Annotated in this window: 14 protein-coding genes; 8 read left to right on the top strand and 6 right to left on the bottom strand. The window is 73.5% G+C overall.

Translation table 11 applies throughout. The features are described 5' to 3' along the window. Window positions 1-37: 37 nt before the first annotated feature. From ACF1GV_RS07515 to ACF1GV_RS07505, 3 genes are all read right to left on the bottom strand, one after another. Entirely contained in the window at window positions 38-2425 is a 2388-nt protein-coding gene (locus tag ACF1GV_RS07515; protein ID WP_391678896.1) for a Tex family protein, read from the bottom strand. A 175-nt stretch (window positions 2426-2600) separates the two neighbouring features. Continuing rightward, a complete protein-coding gene (locus ACF1GV_RS07510; protein ID WP_258054876.1) occupies window positions 2601-2732 on the bottom strand; it encodes an LPFR motif small protein in 132 nt (43 codons plus the stop codon). 105 nt (window positions 2733-2837) lie between these two features. Further along, window positions 2838-3707, bottom strand: a complete 870-nt coding sequence (locus ACF1GV_RS07505; protein ID WP_391678894.1) for a hypothetical protein — start codon at window positions 3705-3707, stop codon at window positions 2838-2840. A 125-nt stretch (window positions 3708-3832) separates the two neighbouring features. Here ACF1GV_RS07505 and ACF1GV_RS07500 point away from each other — a divergent pair, with 125 nt between their 5' ends. Together ACF1GV_RS07500 and ACF1GV_RS07495 are read left to right on the top strand one after the other, a co-directional pair. Next, window positions 3833-4792 (top strand): GlxA family transcriptional regulator, encoded by a 960-nt coding sequence (locus ACF1GV_RS07500; protein ID WP_391678892.1) that lies wholly within the window; start codon window positions 3833-3835, stop codon window positions 4790-4792. An 11-nt stretch (window positions 4793-4803) separates the two neighbouring features. Then, complete coding sequence (locus tag ACF1GV_RS07495; protein WP_391678889.1) at window positions 4804-5439, top strand: DJ-1/PfpI family protein; 636 nt, start codon at window positions 4804-4806, stop codon at window positions 5437-5439. Here ACF1GV_RS07495 and ACF1GV_RS07490 read toward each other — a convergent pair. Next, entirely contained in the window at window positions 5426-6175 is a 750-nt protein-coding gene (locus tag ACF1GV_RS07490; protein WP_391678887.1) for an enoyl-CoA hydratase/isomerase family protein, read from the bottom strand. The genes ACF1GV_RS07495 and ACF1GV_RS07490 overlap by 14 nt on opposite strands. Before the next feature lie 335 nt (window positions 6176-6510). Here ACF1GV_RS07490 and ACF1GV_RS07485 point away from each other — a divergent pair, with 335 nt between their 5' ends. Continuing rightward, window positions 6511-7020, top strand: coding sequence for an ATP-binding protein (locus ACF1GV_RS07485; protein WP_391679613.1), 510 nt, complete (start codon window positions 6511-6513; stop codon window positions 7018-7020). Between the two features lie 49 nt (window positions 7021-7069). Here ACF1GV_RS07485 and idi read toward each other — a convergent pair whose 3' ends face one another. Both idi and ACF1GV_RS07475 read right to left on the bottom strand, forming a co-directional pair. After that, window positions 7070-7666 (bottom strand): isopentenyl-diphosphate Delta-isomerase, encoded by a 597-nt coding sequence (gene idi / locus ACF1GV_RS07480; protein ID WP_391678885.1) that lies wholly within the window; start codon window positions 7664-7666, stop codon window positions 7070-7072. 209 nt (window positions 7667-7875) lie between these two features. Continuing rightward, entirely contained in the window at window positions 7876-8820 is a 945-nt protein-coding gene (locus ACF1GV_RS07475; RefSeq protein WP_391678883.1) for a cation diffusion facilitator family transporter, read from the bottom strand. A gap of 1354 nt (window positions 8821-10174) precedes the next feature. Here ACF1GV_RS07475 and ACF1GV_RS07470 point away from each other — a divergent pair. The 5 genes from ACF1GV_RS07470 to ACF1GV_RS07450 are packed head-to-tail and all read left to right on the top strand — an operon-like array spanning window position 10175 to window position 15449. Then, the gene (locus ACF1GV_RS07470; RefSeq protein ID WP_391678881.1) at window positions 10175-12013 is read left to right on the top strand and encodes a DUF5941 domain-containing protein; all 1839 of its coding nucleotides are present in this window, start codon (window positions 10175-10177) and stop codon (window positions 12011-12013) included. Continuing rightward, window positions 12010-12762, top strand: coding sequence for a sugar phosphate nucleotidyltransferase (locus ACF1GV_RS07465; RefSeq protein ID WP_391678880.1), 753 nt, complete (start codon window positions 12010-12012; stop codon window positions 12760-12762). Before ACF1GV_RS07470 ends, ACF1GV_RS07465 begins: the two co-directional genes overlap by 4 nt. Further along, on the top strand, window positions 12750-13811 hold the full coding sequence (locus tag ACF1GV_RS07460) for an iron-containing alcohol dehydrogenase family protein (RefSeq protein ID WP_363264083.1): 1062 nt from the start codon (window positions 12750-12752) through the stop codon (window positions 13809-13811). The genes ACF1GV_RS07465 and ACF1GV_RS07460 overlap by 13 nt, the downstream gene beginning before the upstream one ends. Continuing rightward, window positions 13789-14568, top strand: a complete 780-nt coding sequence (locus ACF1GV_RS07455; RefSeq protein WP_391678878.1) for a CDP-alcohol phosphatidyltransferase family protein — start codon at window positions 13789-13791, stop codon at window positions 14566-14568. The genes ACF1GV_RS07460 and ACF1GV_RS07455 overlap by 23 nt, the downstream gene beginning before the upstream one ends. Further along, window positions 14565-15449, top strand: coding sequence for a glycosyltransferase family 2 protein (locus ACF1GV_RS07450; protein WP_391678877.1), 885 nt, complete (start codon window positions 14565-14567; stop codon window positions 15447-15449). The genes ACF1GV_RS07455 and ACF1GV_RS07450 overlap by 4 nt, the downstream gene beginning before the upstream one ends. Window positions 15450-15511: the final 62 nt, after the last annotated feature.

The raw sequence follows: 15511 nt of genomic DNA, 5'->3' as shown, positions 1-15511 counted from the left end.
GCCCCTGCCGGAGCGGAACCGGGCGCCCCGAAACGGCCTAGCGGCGGCCCTTCTTGTCGCCGCCCAGCAGCCCCGCGCGACGCAGCGCGTCGGCCATGGCGCTGTTCGCCGGAGCCTGACGGCCACCGCCGCCGCCACCGGCACCACCGCCGCCCCCGCGGCCCTGACGCTGCTGCGGCGGGCGTCCGCCGCGCTGCCGGCCGCCGCCGGGAGAGGCGGACTTCTCCTGGGGGGCAGCCTCGTCGTCGAGACGCAGGGTCAGCGAGATCCGCTTGCGCGGGATGTCGACCTCGAGGACCTTCACCTTCACGATGTCGCCGGGCTTGACGACGTCGCGCGGGTCCTTGACGAACGTCTTCGACATCGCGGAGACGTGCACCAGCCCGTCCTGGTGGACACCGACGTCGACGAAGGCACCGAAGGCGGCCACGTTGGTGACGACGCCCTCGAGGATCATCCCGGAGGCGAGGTCGGAGATCTTCTCGACGCCCTCCTTGAAGGTGGCCGTCTTGAAGGCGGGCCGCGGGTCGCGGCCGGGCTTCTCGAGCTCCTTGAGGATGTCGGTGACGGTCGGCAGACCGAACGTGTCGTCGACGAACTCCTGCGGCCGCAGCGAGCGCAGCACCGCGGTGTTGCCGATCAGGGAGGCGACCTCCTGCCCGGTGTTCTTCACCATGCGGCGCACCACCGGGTAGGCCTCGGGGTGCACGCTGGAGGCGTCCAGCGGGTCGGTGCCCCCGCGGATGCGCAGGAAGCCGGCGCACTGCTCGTACGCCTTCGGGCCGAGCCGCGGCACCTTCTTCAGCTGCGCGCGGGAGGTGAAGGGGCCGTTGGCGTCGCGGTGCGCCACGATGTTCTCGGCGAGCCCTGAGGTGATACCGGAGACGCGGGCCAGCAGGGGCGCGGACGCGGTGTTGACGTCGACACCGACGCCGTTCACACAATCCTCCACGACCGCGTCCAGCGAGCGGGACAGCTTCACCTCGGACAGGTCGTGCTGGTACTGGCCGACGCCGATCGACTTCGGGTCGATCTTCACCAGCTCGGCCAGCGGGTCCTGCAGCCGGCGCGCGATGGACACCGCGCCGCGCAGCGACACGTCCATGTCGGGCAGCTCCTGCGAGGCGAACGCCGACGCCGAGTACACCGAGGCGCCGGCCTCCGACACCATGACCTTGGTGAGGTTCAGCTCCGGGTGCTTGGTGATCAGCTCACCGGCGAGCTTGTCGGTCTCGCGGGAGGCGGTGCCGTTGCCGATGGCGATCAGCTCGACCGCGTGCTCCTCGGCGAGCCGGGCCAGCTTGGCGATCGCCTCGTCCCACCGGTTCGCCGGGACGTGCGGGTGGATGACGTCCGTGGCGACGACCTTGCCGGTGGCGTCGACGACGGCGACCTTGACGCCCGTACGGAAACCGGGGTCGAGGCCGAGCGTCGCGCGCGTGCCCGCGGGGGCGGCGAGCAGCAGGTCCCGCAGGTTGGCGGCGAAGACGCCCACGGCGTCGTCCTCGGCGGCCGTGCGCAGCCGCAGCCGCAGGTCGATGCCCAGGTGGACGAGGATGCGGGTGCGCCAGGCCCAGCGGACGGTGTCCTTCAGCCACTTGTCACCCGGCCGCCCGCGGTCGGCGATCCCGAACTTCGCGGCGACGATGCCCTCGTACGACGACGGGCCGTCCGTGGGCTCCTCCGGCTCCAGGACGAGGTCGAGGACCTCTTCCTTCTCGCCGCGCAGCATCGCCAGGACGCGGTGCGAGGGCAGCTCGGTGAACGGCTCGGCGAAGTCGAAGTAGTCGGCGAACTTGGCGCCCGCCTCCTCCTTGCCCTCGCGCACCTTCGCGGTCAGCCGGCCCCGCACCCACATGCGCTCGCGCAGCTCGCCGATCAGGTCGGCGTCCTCGGAGAACCGCTCGGTGAGGATCGCGCGGGCGCCGTCCAGGGCCGCCTGCGGGTCGGCGACGCCCTTGTCGGCGTCGACGAAGGCCGCTGCGGCCGCGAGCGGGTCGACGGACGGGTCGCCGAGCAGTCCCTCGGCCAGCGGCTCGAGACCCGCCTCGCGGGCGATCTGCGCCTTGGTGCGCCGCTTGGGCTTGTACGGGAGGTAGATGTCCTCCAGCCGCGCCTTGGTCTCGGCGCCGCGGATCCGCGCCTCCAGCTCGTCGGTGAGCTTGCCCTGCTCGCGCACCGACTCCAGGATCGCCGTCCGGCGCTCCTCCAGCTCACGCAGATAGCGCAGCCGCTCCTCGATCGTGCGCAGCTGCGCATCGTCGAGCATCTCGGTCGCTTCCTTGCGGTAGCGGGCGACGAAGGGCACCGTCGAACCGCCGTCGAGCAACTCCACGGCGGCCTTGACCTGCCGCTCTCGTACGCCGAGCTCCTCGGCGATCCTGCCTTCGATGGACCCTACTTCGATGGATCCGGGTGTCGTCACGATCCCGTACCGCCTTCTCCACATCGGGTTGCGCGGCAATTGTGGCAGGCGGCACCGACAACGTGGATCAGGGCGTGCCTCCCGGCGGGGCGGGATCGCGCACGCCGGGACGGCGGGGCGGCCGGGGCGGGAGGGCGGTGGTCAGCGTGTCACCGGCCCGCCCCGCCCCCTGGGCTCAGGCCCCATGTCCTCGGGCCGTGCTCGAGGCGCCGCCGAACAGGCGGGCCACGGCGCGGAACGGCAGGGTCACCACCGTGGCCACCGCCGAGCCGATCTGGCGCAGGACGTCTGCGATCGCACGCAACACGTAGATCCCCTTTGTTCGTCCGGGTTGCTGTCCCGGACCGGGTACCGCGCCGCTGTGCTCCCATGCCCGGGCCGCCGGCGGCTCGGCACTCGCCGGACCAGCGGCTCAGCCCTTGCCGACCAGGTCCGCCGGGAAGGCCCCCGCGAGGGCGGCGGTGCGGGCGAAGGCGCCGGCGAGGTCCGTGAGCCGCGCGACGTCCTCCGCGCCCAGGTGCTCGTACGGCGCCCGGTCCAGCCGGTCCGTCTGCTCCTCGATGTCCGCGCGCAGCGCCACGCCCTGCTCGGTCAGTTCCCCCGACGCGTCGAGCAGACCGCGCCCGCGCAGCCGCGCCCGGGCCGCGTCCCAGTCCGCGCGCGTCCAGCCGCGTGTGGTGAACACCCAGGCCGGGGTCATGCCCTTGCCCGTCGCGGTGTGCGTCACCACGGCCTCGAGACCGTCCAGCTCGGCCGCCAGCAGTACGGCGAGGTGCCCGTCGCCCCGGTGCTCGCGCAGCAGCGTCGCCGCGTGCCAGAACGCCAGGTGCGGCTCCTCGGGCACCGGCAGGTCGGCGTGGGCGGAGTACAGCGGCCGCCCGGGGCGGGAACAGGCCTGCGCGGCCCGCAGCGCCAGCCGTGCCGCCTCGGCCATCTCCTTCGACGCGATCGCCTCCTCGCCCAGCAGGCGGCGCAGCGATCCGTCGACGGCACGCGCGCGTGCCGCGAGCACATCGGCCGGCGCGGCCGTCGCCCACACCGCGGGCACGTGCTCGGCGACCAGGTCGTACCGGTAGTTGTAGAAGGCCGCGGCGACGGTGCCGGCGCCCACCGGCCCGAGCGCCGCCGACCGGACGGCGAAGTTGACCCCGCGGGGGTGCGTGATCCCCAGCGCGCCGAGTTCCTTGCCCAGTTCGGGCGCGAAGTAGTGCATGGCGTGCAGCGTGTTGAGCGCGTTGTGGCAGCGGCGGCCGGCGCGCGGCGCGAGGACGGCGGTAGTCATGCGGGCACGTTACCGACCGGTCGGTATCTGCTCCAGTCCCCGGGCCTCACTCACCGCCCGCGATGGCAGAAAAGGTGGGAAATTCGTCGTTGCCGCCATGGCGCGACTCCCGAAGAATCGTCGGCATGGCGCAGCGAACCGTTCTCTTCGTGCTCTTCGACGGCGTGCAGAGCCTCGACGTCACCGGCCCCCTGGAGGTCTTCACCGGTGCGGAGAAACAGACCCCGGGCAGCTACCGCCTGCGTACGGCGTCCGCGGGGGGCGCCCCCGTGCGCACCTCCAGCGGCCTGCTCCTCGTACCGGACGAGGCGCTGGAGGACACGCCCGACCCGCACACCCTGCTCGTCCCCGGCGGGCAGGGCACACGCAGCCCCGACCCGCACCTGGTCGACTGGCTGCGCCGGCACGGACCGCGTGCGCAGCGTGTGGTCTCGGTGTGCACCGGCGCGATCCTGCTCGCCCGGGCGGGACTGCTGGACGGCCGGCGCGCCACCACGCACTGGGCGTACTGCGACAAGCTCGCCCGGGACCACCCCGCCGTCCAGGTCGACCCCGACCCCATCTACGTCCGCGACGGCCACGTGAGCACGTCCGCAGGCGTCACCTCCGGCATCGACCTCTCGCTCGCCCTGGTCGAGGAGGACCTCGGCCGGGACGCGGCGCTCACCATCGCCCGCCACCTGGTCGTCTTCCTGCGCAGGCCCGGCAACCAGGCGCAGTTCAGCGCCCAGCTCGCCGCGCAGACCGCCTCCCGCGAGCCGCTGCGTGAAGTCCAGCAGTGGATTACCGAACACCCGGACGACGACCTCGGCGTGGAGGCGCTCGCGGCGCGCGCCCGGCTCTCGCCGCGTCACTTCACGCGCGCGTTCCAGGCCGAGACCGGCACGACACCCGGCCGGTACGTCGACCGGGTCCGCCTGGAACACGCCCGCCGTCTGCTCGAGGACACCGGCGACGGCGTGGAGGAGGTCGCCCGGGCCAGCGGCTACGGCACCCCGGAGGCCATGCGACGCGCCTTCGTCAAGGCCCTCGGCGCCTCCCCGGCGGAGTACCGCCGCCGCTTCCGCCCCGCCCCCACCCGTTGAGAGGGATCCTCATGCAGATCGCCATGGTCGTCTACGACGGCTTCACCGCCCTCGACGCCGTCGGGCCCTACGAGATCCTCAGCCGCCTGCCGGACGCGCACGTCGACTTCGTCGCCGAGGAACCGGGCGCCGTCCGCACCGACACCGGATTCCTCGCCGTCACCGCCGACAGGGCCCTGCGGGAGGTGCCCAGCCCCGACGTCGTGGTGGTGGCGGGCGGCCCCGGCACCTTCGCACAGGCGGAGAACGAGGCACTGGCCGAGTGGTTGCGCACGGCCGACGCGACGAGCACCTGGACGACCTCCGTGTGCTCCGGGTCGCTGCTGCTGGGCTGCGCCGGCCTGCTGCGCGGCCGGCGCGCCACGAGCCACTGGGCCGCGCTGGACCTGCTGCGGCAGTACGGCGCCGAGCCCACCGGGCAGCGGGTGGTCTTCGACGGCAAGTACGTCACCGCCGCCGGGGTCTCCTCCGGCATCGACATGGCGCTCGCCCTTGTCGGCCGGATCGCCGGCGACGAGCACGCCCAGGCCGTGCAACTGCTGACCGAGTACGACCCGCAGCCGCCCTACGACGCGGGGTCGCCCGAGAAGGCGCCCGCGCACCTCGTCGAGGAGTTCCGCACCGCGAGCCGATTCAGCCTGACGTAGTCCAGGTGAAGCGCGGCGCGCGGCGCTCAAGGAACGCGGCGACGCCCTCCGCGGTGTCGCCGCTGCCGCGCGCCTGCCGCGCCCAGTGGTCCTCGCGGTCCGTGCGGCCGTTCGCGAACTCCTTGGCGGCGGCCTGCGTGAGCTGCGAGCGGGCGGCCAGGACGCGGGTGAACTCGGCGACCCGCTTGGCCAGTTCCCCCTCGGGCAGCAGTTCGTCGACCAGGCCGGTGCGCAGGGCCCGTTCGGCGTCGATCAATTCACCGGAGAACAGCAGGTACTTCGTGGTCGCCGGGCCGACCAGCGCGGTCAGCCGGCGGGTGGCGGAGGCCGGATAGACGATCCCGAGCTTCGCCGGGGTCACCCCGAACAGCGCTCCCTGCTCCGCGAACCGCAGATCGCAGGCCGCCGCCAGCTGGGCGCCGCCGCCCACGCAGTGGCCCCGCACCGCGGCCAGCGTCGGCTTGGGAAACGCGGCCAGGGCCTCCTCGGCGAGCACCGCCAGGCGCTGGGCCTCCTCGGGGGAGCCCTGGAGCGTGGAGATGTCGGCGCCCGCGCAGAAGGTGCCGCCCTCGCCGGTCAGCACCAGGACGCGCACGTCCGGATCGGCGGCCAGGGTGTCCAGCAGCGGCGGCAGCGCCTGCCACATCGCCGCCGTCATGGCGTTGCGCTTGGCCGGATGGCGGATGACGACGGTGGCGACCGCTTCGGTGACGCTGTGCAGCAGCTCGGGCTCCATGGGCCGGATGCTATCGGCGCCGCCGGACCCCCGGGCGGCGCCGGGAGTGAGACCACCCACCGACGGAAGGTGAAACGTCTCACGCTGGGCGAAGACGGCCGGGGACGGCCGACGCCGGACCGCACGCGACGGCTCCCACCGAACCCGTACAACCCGAAGAGTTCCGGAAGGCGGCACGACGTCGACACGAGCAGTCCCACATCTGACCGTGTCATACGCCAACGGTCACGAACGCTCGATATGTGCCTACTTCTGTTCAGGTGTGCGGACGGGAGCGACGCGTTCTCAACACTCGACGTGTGGTGACAATCGAGCGCAAGGGTGGCGACCGGACGATGGACGATCAAGGGCGCGGGTCCGCCCCACGCCCCGCGGGCGGCGCGGAGGCACCCGCCGACCCGGCGAGACGGGACCCGCTTCCGTACGAGGGCGTGTGGCGGTTCACCGCCCCCGCTGTCGACGCCTCCGTACCGCAGGCCCGGCACGCCGTGCGGGACCTGCTGTACCGCCAGGGCGTCCCGGTCTCCTCCGACCTGCTGCAGGGACTGCTGCTGATCGTCTCGGAGCTGGTGACCAACGCCGTCCGGCACGCGGCGCTGCTGTCGCCGATGCTCGCCGTGGAGGTGGCGGTCGGCGCCGAATGGGTGCGGGTGTCCGTGGAGGACAACCACCCCTACCGCCCCACCGCCCTGGAGGCCGACCACGGGCAGCTCGGCGGGCGCGGGCTGCTGCTGGTCCGCGAGATCACACGGGAGGCGGGCGGGGTGTGCGAAGTGGAGCACACCGCGAGCGGCGGCAAGGTGATCTGGGCGGCCCTGCCGCTCACGCCCGCGCGCGTGCCGTAACGTTCCTCGACCGGCCCGGCGGCCTGCGCCCACCGGAACGGGGCGGCGCTCACCAGCCTGCGCCCGGGCCCGTCAGCTCCCTGATCGCCGGGCGCGCCGCGTCCAGGACGGTCATGAACCAAGCGGAGAACGTGTCCTGCGCGTGGCGCTCGGCCAGCTCGGCGGAGGTCACGAAGGCTGTCGCGCCGACCTCCTCCGGGTCCGGACGCAGCGCGGACTGCACGAGCCCGACGAACAGGTGGTTGTACTCCTGCTCCACCAGGCCCGATGCCGGGTCCGGGTGGTTGTAGCGCACCGTGCCGGCCTCGGCGAGCAGTGACGGGGACACGCCGAGCTCCTCGTGGGTGCGCCGGGCGGCGGCGGCGAAGGGCGCCTCACCTGGGTAGGGATGGCCGCAGCAGGTGTTCGACCAGACGCCGGGGGAGTGGTACTTGCCCAGCGCCCGCTGCTGGAGCAGCAGCCGGCCGGTCTCGTCGAAGAGGAACACGGAGAACGCCCGGTGCAGCTGCCCGGGAGCCTGATGGGCGGCGAGCTTTTCCTCGGTGCCGATCGTCACGCCGTTCTCGTCGACCAGTTCCAGCAAAATCGCGTCCGCGGCGCCGTCCGACGACGAGGTGCGCGTCGCAGTGGCAGGTGTGATCGGCATACCCATCCTTCGCATCGTCCTACGGCCCCAGTCTGCCGTACCTGTCCGGCACTCCCGGCCCTTGGCGACGCGCCCGCATGTCCCGCGCCGACGCGGACCGCGGCCGTGGCCGTCCGGTCACCGGAAGGGGGCCCGGTGGTTGATGTTGCCCGGGGCGACGGCTGCGGAACCGTCCTTTCCGGGTGAGCGGGAGGTGACGGCGGGGGCGCTCAGTGGCACAGGTGCGCTTCGTGCTCCGCGTGGCCGCCCGGCTCCAGCTGGAAGGTGCAGTGCTCGACGTCGAAGTGGCCGCCGAGGCACTCCTGCAGCTCGTGCAGCATCTTCTCGTGGCCGATCGCGCTGAGGACCTCGGTGCTGACCACGACGTGCGCGGACAGCACCGGCAGGCCGGAGGTGATCGTCCAGGCGTGCAGGTCGTGGACGTCCTCCACGCCGTCCAGGGCCAGGATGTGCATGCGCACCTCCGCCATGTCCACGCCCTTCGGCGCCGACTCCAGCAGCACGTCCAGGGTCTCGCGCAGCAGCTTGACGGTCCGCGGGACGATCATCACGGCGATGACCAGGGAGGCGATCGGGTCGGCGGCCTGCCAGCCGGTGAGCAGGATCACGCCCGCGGCGATGATCACCGCGACCGAGCCGAGCGCGTCCGCGGCGACCTCGAGGAAGGCGCCGCGCACGTTGAGGCTCTCCGCCTGGCCGCGCATCAGCAGCACGAGCGAGACGCTGTTGGCGACGAGGCCGACCAGACCGAAGACGATGGTCAGGCCGCCCTCGGTGGCGGCGGGGGTGACGAAGCGCTGGATCGCCTCGATGAGCACATAGCCGCCCACGCCGAGCAACAGCAGACAGTTGGCGAGCGCGGCGAGGATCTCGGCGCGGGCCAGGCCGAAGGTGCGGCGCTCGCTCGGCGGACGGTTCGCGAAGTGGATCGCCAGCAGGGCCATGCCGAGCCCGAGGGCGTCGGTGGCCATGTGCGCGGCGTCGGCGACCAGCGCGAGGGAGTCGGCCAGCAGGCCGCCGACGATCTCGACCACCATCACGGTGAGCGTGATCCCCAGCGCGGCGCGCAGCCGCCCGCGGTACGCCGCGGTGGCCGTCCCGGCGGTGTGCGCATGTCCACCGTGACCGTGCGCGTGGTCGTGGCCAACCCCCATGAAACTCCTCCTGTTGAACGTCCGGGCCCCCAGTCAACTACGGGTGGGGGGTATCGGGCAACGCGGCACTGAACACCGTTGTCATGTGCCCTGACCTGCACAAACGAACCCCAGGTCAGGGCGTTGCGGGCTGCTCCGCAAGGGGAGCGGGCCGCGGGCGCCGGGGGTGTCGAGCCCGGCGGGGGAGGGACCGGGTCAGGATGGTGGGGGCGGCTCTGCAGGGGGAGGGCTGCGGCGGGCTGGGGTCGCGCGAGCCCGGGTTGCTCCGCCGGGGCGGGCTGCGGCGCCGCGTGAGCCCGGCGGGGCCGGGGGCCGGCCGGGGATCGGGTGCGGTGGACGACGCGTGGGCCGGGCTCCGTGGCCCGCGTCGGGGTCGGGTCGGCGGAGGGAGGTGGCCGGCGCCGATTGCTCGGCCACCGAGACGCGCGGGCCGCCAGACCCAGCCACACCGTCCGGGGAACTGACGGCGTGGTCCCTCGGCGCGTGCCCCCACGACCCTGGCCCGCCGCCTGGCGCGTGGCTCCCGCCCCGCCGCAGGCGCCCCGTGGCCCCGGCCCACCACCCGATGCGCGGCTTCCGCCCCGCCTCTGCATGCCGCCGGGCGGCCTTGCTCTGCCGTCAGGCGGGCGGTTCCGGCCCACGGTGCATGCGGTCCGGTGGGCCTGGGCCCGCCGCCCGGTGCGGCTTCCGCCCCGCCCTGCATCCCGCCGGGCGGCCTTGCTCTGCCGTCAGGCGGGCGGTTCCGGCCCACGGTGCATGCGGTCCGGTGGGCCTGGGCCCGCCGCCCGGTGCTGCTCCCGGCCCGCCCTGCACGCCGCCGGGCGGGCCTCGTCCCGCCACCCGGCGTGCCCCCGGCTCCCCCACCCCTGGTACGCGGCCCCGCCTCTTGGCCCCGCGCGAGGCCCGCCCCGGCTCGGCCCCCCGTGTCCATCGCCGAGATACAGGAGACGAGGCCCCGGCCCCGGCCCAGGCCCCCGCCCAGGCGCCCGGCCTGGGCGCCCGGCCCGGGCTCCGGCCCGCTCACGGGCAGCTGCCACGCCGGTCTCCCGGGCAGCCGTCACGCAGGACAGGGACACAGCGCCCCCAGGAACCCCCCCCAGAGCGCCCGGCGGTATGTCCCCCGATGCGGCGTCTGTCGGGGGCGGTTTGTGGGGTGGGGGTGTGATCACCGATGATGACCGCGGCAAAGGGCGGTGCAGTCCGCGTCGAGCAGGTGTTTAACGGGCGGTGAACACGCGCTTCGCGGCATCCGATAGCCTCTGCCGACATGCCGCCCGCCTGGTGCAGCCAGCGGTGCCCCCCACCATGCACACGACCGGCGCCCGACGCGCCGGTGTCCAGGGAGTGAGTTCGGTTGTCGACCGCCATCCTCACCGGCCAGCCGGTCCCCGGAGCGTCGATCGAGGACGACCTGCGGGCGCTGGGCTTCGAGGTGCGACTCGCCTCCGACGCCGCCGACGCCGAGTCCCTGCTCGCCGCGGTCCCCGGTGATCAGCGCGTCGCCGTCGTCGACACCCGTTTCGTCGGCCACCTGCACGCCCTGCGCCTCGGCCTGACCGACCCCCGCTTCCCGCTCGCCGCGATCCCCGGTGCCGTCACCGCCCGGCCCGCCGGCCGCCAGGCCCTCACCCGGGCGATGGCCAGGGAGACCTCCGCGTCCGGTGACACCCAGGGCACCACTCACACCGCCGTCGCCGGCCTCGCCGACCGTGTCACCGCCGCCCTCGACGCCGAGGGCACCGACGTCCACCGTCCCGCGCTCGGCAGCCTCGTCGCGGCCGTACCGGACGACCCGCAGGCCCGTAACGAGGCCCGGCAGGCCGTCGCCGCCGTCGACGAGGAGGCCGTACGCCTGAAGTCGGCCGTGAAGGCCGGCGACGGCTTCTTCACGACCTTCTTCATCAGCCCGTACTCGCGCTACCTCGCCCGCTGGTGCGCCCGGCGCGGACTCACCCCGAACCAGGTCACCACCGCCTCCCTGTTCACCGCCCTGATCGCCGCCGGCTGCGCGGCCACCGGCACCCGCGGCGGCTTCGTCGCGGCCGCCGTCCTGCTCATCGCCTCGTTCGTGCTCGACTGCACCGACGGCCAGCTCGCCCGCTACTCCCTGCAGTACTCCACGCTCGGCGCCTGGCTGGACGCCACCTTCGACCGGGCCAAGGAGTACGCCTACTACGCCGGGCTCGCCCTCGGCGCGGCCCGCGGCGGCGACGACGTATGGGCGCTGGCGCTCGGGGCGATGATCCTGCAGACCGGCAGGCACATGGTCGACTTCGCCTTCCACGAGGCCACCGACGACGCGGCCCCCGCCACGGCCGGAGCCGGGCCGGCCGGGCCCGCCGCCCCCACCGACCGGCTCGACGGCGTCGGCTGGACGCTGTGGGTGCGCCGCATGATCATCCTGCCCATCGGCGAGCGGTGGGCCATGATCGCGGTCCTCACCGCCGCGACCACCCCGCGCATCACCTTCTACGCCCTGCTCATCGGCTGCGCCTTCGCCTCCGTGTACACCACGGCCGGCCGGGTGCTGCGGTCCCTGGCCCGCAGGAGCCGGCGCCGCACCGACCGCGCGGCGCGCTCGCTCGCGGACCTGGCCGACTCCGGGCCGCTCGCCCTCGGCCTCGCCCGTGTGCTGCCGGGGCGGCTGCCCGGCTTCGCCGTCCCCGCCGCGGCTCTGCTGGGCGGCGCGGCGGTCGTGGCCGTCTCGGCGCTGACCGGCTACGGCAGTGTGTGGCCCGCCCTGGCGGCCGCCGGCTACGTCCTGACCTCCGCGCTCGCCGTCGCCCGCCCGCTCACCGGCCCGCTCGACTGGCTCGTCCCGCCGCTGTTCCGAGCCGCCGAATACGTCACCGTGCTCGCGCTGGCCGCGAAAGCCGACGTGAACGGGGCACTTCCGGCGGCTTTCGGGCTGGTGGCGGCCGTCGCCTACCATCACTACGACACGGTGTACCGCATCCGCGGCGGCGCCGGCGCGCCCCCTGCCTGGCTGGTGCGCGTCACCGGGGGACAGGAAGGGCGGACGCTGCTCGTCGCCGTACTGGCCGCGCTGCTCACCGCCTCGCAGTTCAAGGTCGCGCTCACGGCTCTGGCCGTGATCATCGCCCTGCTGGTGCTCGTCGAGAGCATCCGCTTCTGGGTGTCCGCCCATCAGGGCGGCGCACCCGCCGTACACGACGAAGGAGAACCCGCATGATCGGCCTCGTGCTGGCGGCCGGCGCCGGACGGCGTCTTCGCCCCTACACCGACACCCTGCCCAAGGCGCTGGTGCCGGTCGGGCCCGAGGGCGCCGAGGACAGCCTCACCGTCCTGGACCTCACCCTCGGCAACTTCGCCGAGGTGGGGCTCACCGAGGTCGCGGTCATCGTCGGCTACCGCAAGGAGGCCGTGTACGAGCGCCGGGAGGCCCTGGAGGCCAAGTACGGCCTGAAGATCACCCTGATCGACAACGACAAGGCCGAGGAGTGGAACAACGCCTACTCCCTGTGGTGCGGCCGTGACGCCCTCAAGGACGGTGTGATCCTCGCCAACGGCGACACCGTGCACCCGGTCTCCGTCGAGAAGACCCTGCTCGCGGCCCGTGGCGACGGCAAGAAGATCATCCTCGCCCTGGACACCGTGAAGTCCCTCGCCGACGAGGAGATGAAGGTCGTCGTCGACCCCGCCAAGGGCGTCCAGAAGATCACCAAGCTGATGGACCCGGCCGAGGCGACCGGCGAGTACATCGGCGTCACTCTCATCGAGGGCGACGCGGCCGCCGAGCTGGCCGACGCGCTGAAGGCCACCTTCGAGCGTGACCCGCAGCTGTACTACGAGGACGGCTACCAGGAGCTCGTCAACCGAGGCTTCCAGATCGACGTGGCGCCGATCGGCGACGTCAAGTGGGTCGAGATCGACAACCACGACGACCTCGCCAAGGGGCGTGTGATCGCGTGCCAGTACTGACCCGGCTGATCCCCACCCCGGTCGTCGTGGACATCCGCCCGGGTGCCCTCGACGACCTGGCGGGCGTCCTCGCCGACGAGCGGATCTCGCACTCCGGGCGGCTCGCCGTCGCCGTCAGCAACGGCTCCGGCGCCCGGCTGCGCGAGCGCATCGCGCCCACCCTGCCCGGCGCCACCTGGTACGAGGTCGGCGGCGGCACCCTGGACGACGCGATCCGGCTGGCCGGCGACATGAAGGCGGGCCGCTACGACGCGGTCGTCGGCCTCGGCGGCGGCAAGATCATCGACTGCGCCAAGTTCGCCGCTGCACGCGTCGGCCTGCCGCTGGTCGCCGTGCCGACCAACCTCGCGCACGACGGCCTGTGCTCCCCGGTCGCCACCCTCGACAACGACGCCGGCCGCGGCTCCTACGGTGTGCCGAACCCGATCGCCGTCGTCATCGACCTGGACGTGATCCGCGACGCCCCGGCCCGCTTCGTGCGCTCCGGCATCGGCGACGCCATCTCCAACATCTCCGCCATCGCGGACTGGGAGCTGGCCAACCGGGTCAACGGGGAGAAGATCGACGGCCTGGCCGCGGCCATGGCCCGGCAGGCGGGCGAGGCGGTGCTGCGCCACCCCGGCGGCATCGGCGACAACGACTTCCTGCAGGTCCTCGCCGAGGCGCTGGTCCTCAGCGGCATCGCCATGTCCGTCTCGGGCGACTCGCGGCCGTCCTCCGGCGCCTGCCACGAGATCAACCACGCCTTCGACCTGCTCTACCCCAAGCGGGCCGCCAGCCACGGCGAGCAGTGCGGTCTCGGCGCGAGCTTCGCGATGTACCTGCGCGGCGCGCACGAGGCGTCGGCCCACATGGCCCAGGTGCTGCGCCGGCACGGGCTGCCGGTGCTGCCCGCCGAGATCGGCTTCACGACCGAGGAGTTCGTCAAGGTCGTGGAGTTCGCCCCGGAGACCCGGCCCGGCCGCTACACGATCCTCGAACACCTCGACCTCACGACCGAACAGATCAAGGACGTCTACGCCGACTATGTCAAGGCCATCGGTAGCTGAACTCCGCCCGGTCGTGCACCCCGCCGGGGTCAAGGACCGGCGCAGCGGTGAGCACTGGGCGGGCCGCCTCTACATGCGTGAGGTGTCCCTGCGGATCGACCGCTACCTGGTGACCACCAGGGTCACCCCCAACCAGCTCACCTACCTGATGACCGTCTGCGGCGTGCTCGCGGCCCCGGCGCTGCTGGTGCCCGGGATCCCCGGCGCGGTCCTCGGCGTGGTGGCGGTCCAGCTGTACCTGCTGCTGGACTGCGTCGACGGCGAGATCGCCCGCTGGAAGCAGCAGTACTCCCTCGGCGGGGTCTACCTGGACCGGGTCGGCGCCTACCTCACCGACGCCGCCGTGCTGGTCGGCCTCGGGCTGCGCGCCGCCGACCTGTTCGGCAGCGGCCGTATCGACTGGCTGTGGGCGTTCCTCGGCACCCTCGCCGCGCTCGGCGCGATCCTGATCAAGGCCGAGACCGACCTGGTCGGCGTCGCCCGCCATCAGGCAGGGCTGCCGCCGGTCAAGGAGGCGGCGTCCGAGCCGCGCTCCTCCGGGATGGCGCTGGCCCGCAAGGCCGCCGCGGCGCTGAAGTTCCACCGGTTGATCCTCGGCATCGAGGCGTCCCTGCTGATCCTGGTGCTGGCGATCGTCGACCAGGCCCGCGGTGACCTGTTCTTCACCCGCCTCGGCACCGCCGTGCTCGCCGGGATCGCGCTGCTGCAGACCGTGCTGCACCTGGTGTCCGTCCTCGCCTCCAGCAGGTTGAAATGAGCGCCTCACCGAAGGTCGGCGCGGTCGTCATCACCATGGGCAACCGCCCCGACGAGCTGCGCGCGCTGCTCGACTCGGTCGCCAAGCAGGACGGTGACCGGGTCGAGGTGGTCGTCGTCGGCAACGGCTCGCCGGTACCGGACGTCCCCGCGGGCGTGCGCACCATCGAGCTGCCGGAGAACCTCGGCATCCCCGGCGGGCGCAACGTCGGCATCGAGGCGTTCGGGCCCGGCGGCCGGGACGTCGACATCCTGCTCTTCCTCGACGACGACGGTCTGCTCGCCCGCGCCGACACCGCCGAGCTGTGCCGCCAGGCGTTCGCCGACGACGAGAAGCTCGGCATCATCAGCTTCCGCATCGCCGACCCGGACACCGGCGTCACCCAGCGCCGCCACGTGCCGCGGCTGCGCGCCTCGGACCCGATGCGCTCCTCGCGGGTCACCACCTTCCTGGGCGGCGCCAACGCCGTCCGTACGCGGGTCTTCGCCGAGGTCGGCGTGTTGCCGGACGCGTTCTTCTACGCCCATGAGGAGACCGACCTGGCCTGGCGGGCCCTGGACGCGGGCTGGATGATCGACTACCGGTCCGACATGGTGCTGTACCACCCGACGACCGCACCCTCGCGGCATGCGGTCTACCACCGCATGGTCGCCCGCAACCGCGTCTGGCTGGCCCGCCGCAACCTGCCCGCCGCCCTCGTCCCGGTCTATCTCGGGGTGTGGCTGCTGCTCACGCTGGCCCGCCGTCCCTCCCGGTCCGCGCTGAAGGCCTGGTTCGGCGGCTTCCGCGAGGGCTGGGCCACCGCGTGCGGTCCCCGCCGCCCCATGCGGTGGCGTACCGTGTGGCGGCTGACCCGGCTGGGCCGGCCCCCCATCATCTGAGAAGCTCGTTCCCGACGGCACGCCGACGGGCCCGACCCCTGGCCCCCGGCGCGTGCCCAGCC

This window comes from Streptomyces sp. NPDC014006 (assembly GCF_043088925.1).
In the GTDB taxonomy this organism is placed as follows: domain Bacteria; phylum Actinomycetota; class Actinomycetes; order Streptomycetales; family Streptomycetaceae; genus Streptomyces.
The sequence above is the reverse complement of the archived record's forward strand: the minus strand, read 5'-3'. Positions and strand labels throughout refer to the sequence as shown.

What these genes read in the sequence shown, in the direction of transcription:
- ACF1GV_RS07500 (WP_391678892.1), top strand. Translation starts at nt 3,833, where the DNA reads ATGGCGCAGCGAACCGTTCTCTTCGTGCTCTTCGACGGCGTGCAGAGC.
- idi (WP_391678885.1), bottom strand. Translation starts at nt 7,666, where the DNA reads ATGCCGATCACACCTGCCACTGCGACGCGCACCTCGTCGTCGGACGGC.
- ACF1GV_RS07475 (WP_391678883.1), bottom strand. Translation starts at nt 8,820, where the DNA reads ATGGGGGTTGGCCACGACCACGCGCACGGTCACGGTGGACATGCGCAC.
- ACF1GV_RS07485 (WP_391679613.1), top strand. Translation starts at nt 6,511, where the DNA reads ATGGACGATCAAGGGCGCGGGTCCGCCCCACGCCCCGCGGGCGGCGCG.
- ACF1GV_RS07465 (WP_391678880.1), top strand. Translation starts at nt 12,010, where the DNA reads ATGATCGGCCTCGTGCTGGCGGCCGGCGCCGGACGGCGTCTTCGCCCC.
- ACF1GV_RS07495 (WP_391678889.1), top strand. Translation starts at nt 4,804, where the DNA reads ATGCAGATCGCCATGGTCGTCTACGACGGCTTCACCGCCCTCGACGCC.
- ACF1GV_RS07450 (WP_391678877.1), top strand. Translation starts at nt 14,565, where the DNA reads ATGAGCGCCTCACCGAAGGTCGGCGCGGTCGTCATCACCATGGGCAAC.
- ACF1GV_RS07505 (WP_391678894.1), bottom strand. Translation starts at nt 3,707, where the DNA reads ATGACTACCGCCGTCCTCGCGCCGCGCGCCGGCCGCCGCTGCCACAAC.
- ACF1GV_RS07455 (WP_391678878.1), top strand. Translation starts at nt 13,789, where the DNA reads ATGTCAAGGCCATCGGTAGCTGAACTCCGCCCGGTCGTGCACCCCGCC.
- ACF1GV_RS07490 (WP_391678887.1), bottom strand. Translation starts at nt 6,175, where the DNA reads ATGGAGCCCGAGCTGCTGCACAGCGTCACCGAAGCGGTCGCCACCGTC.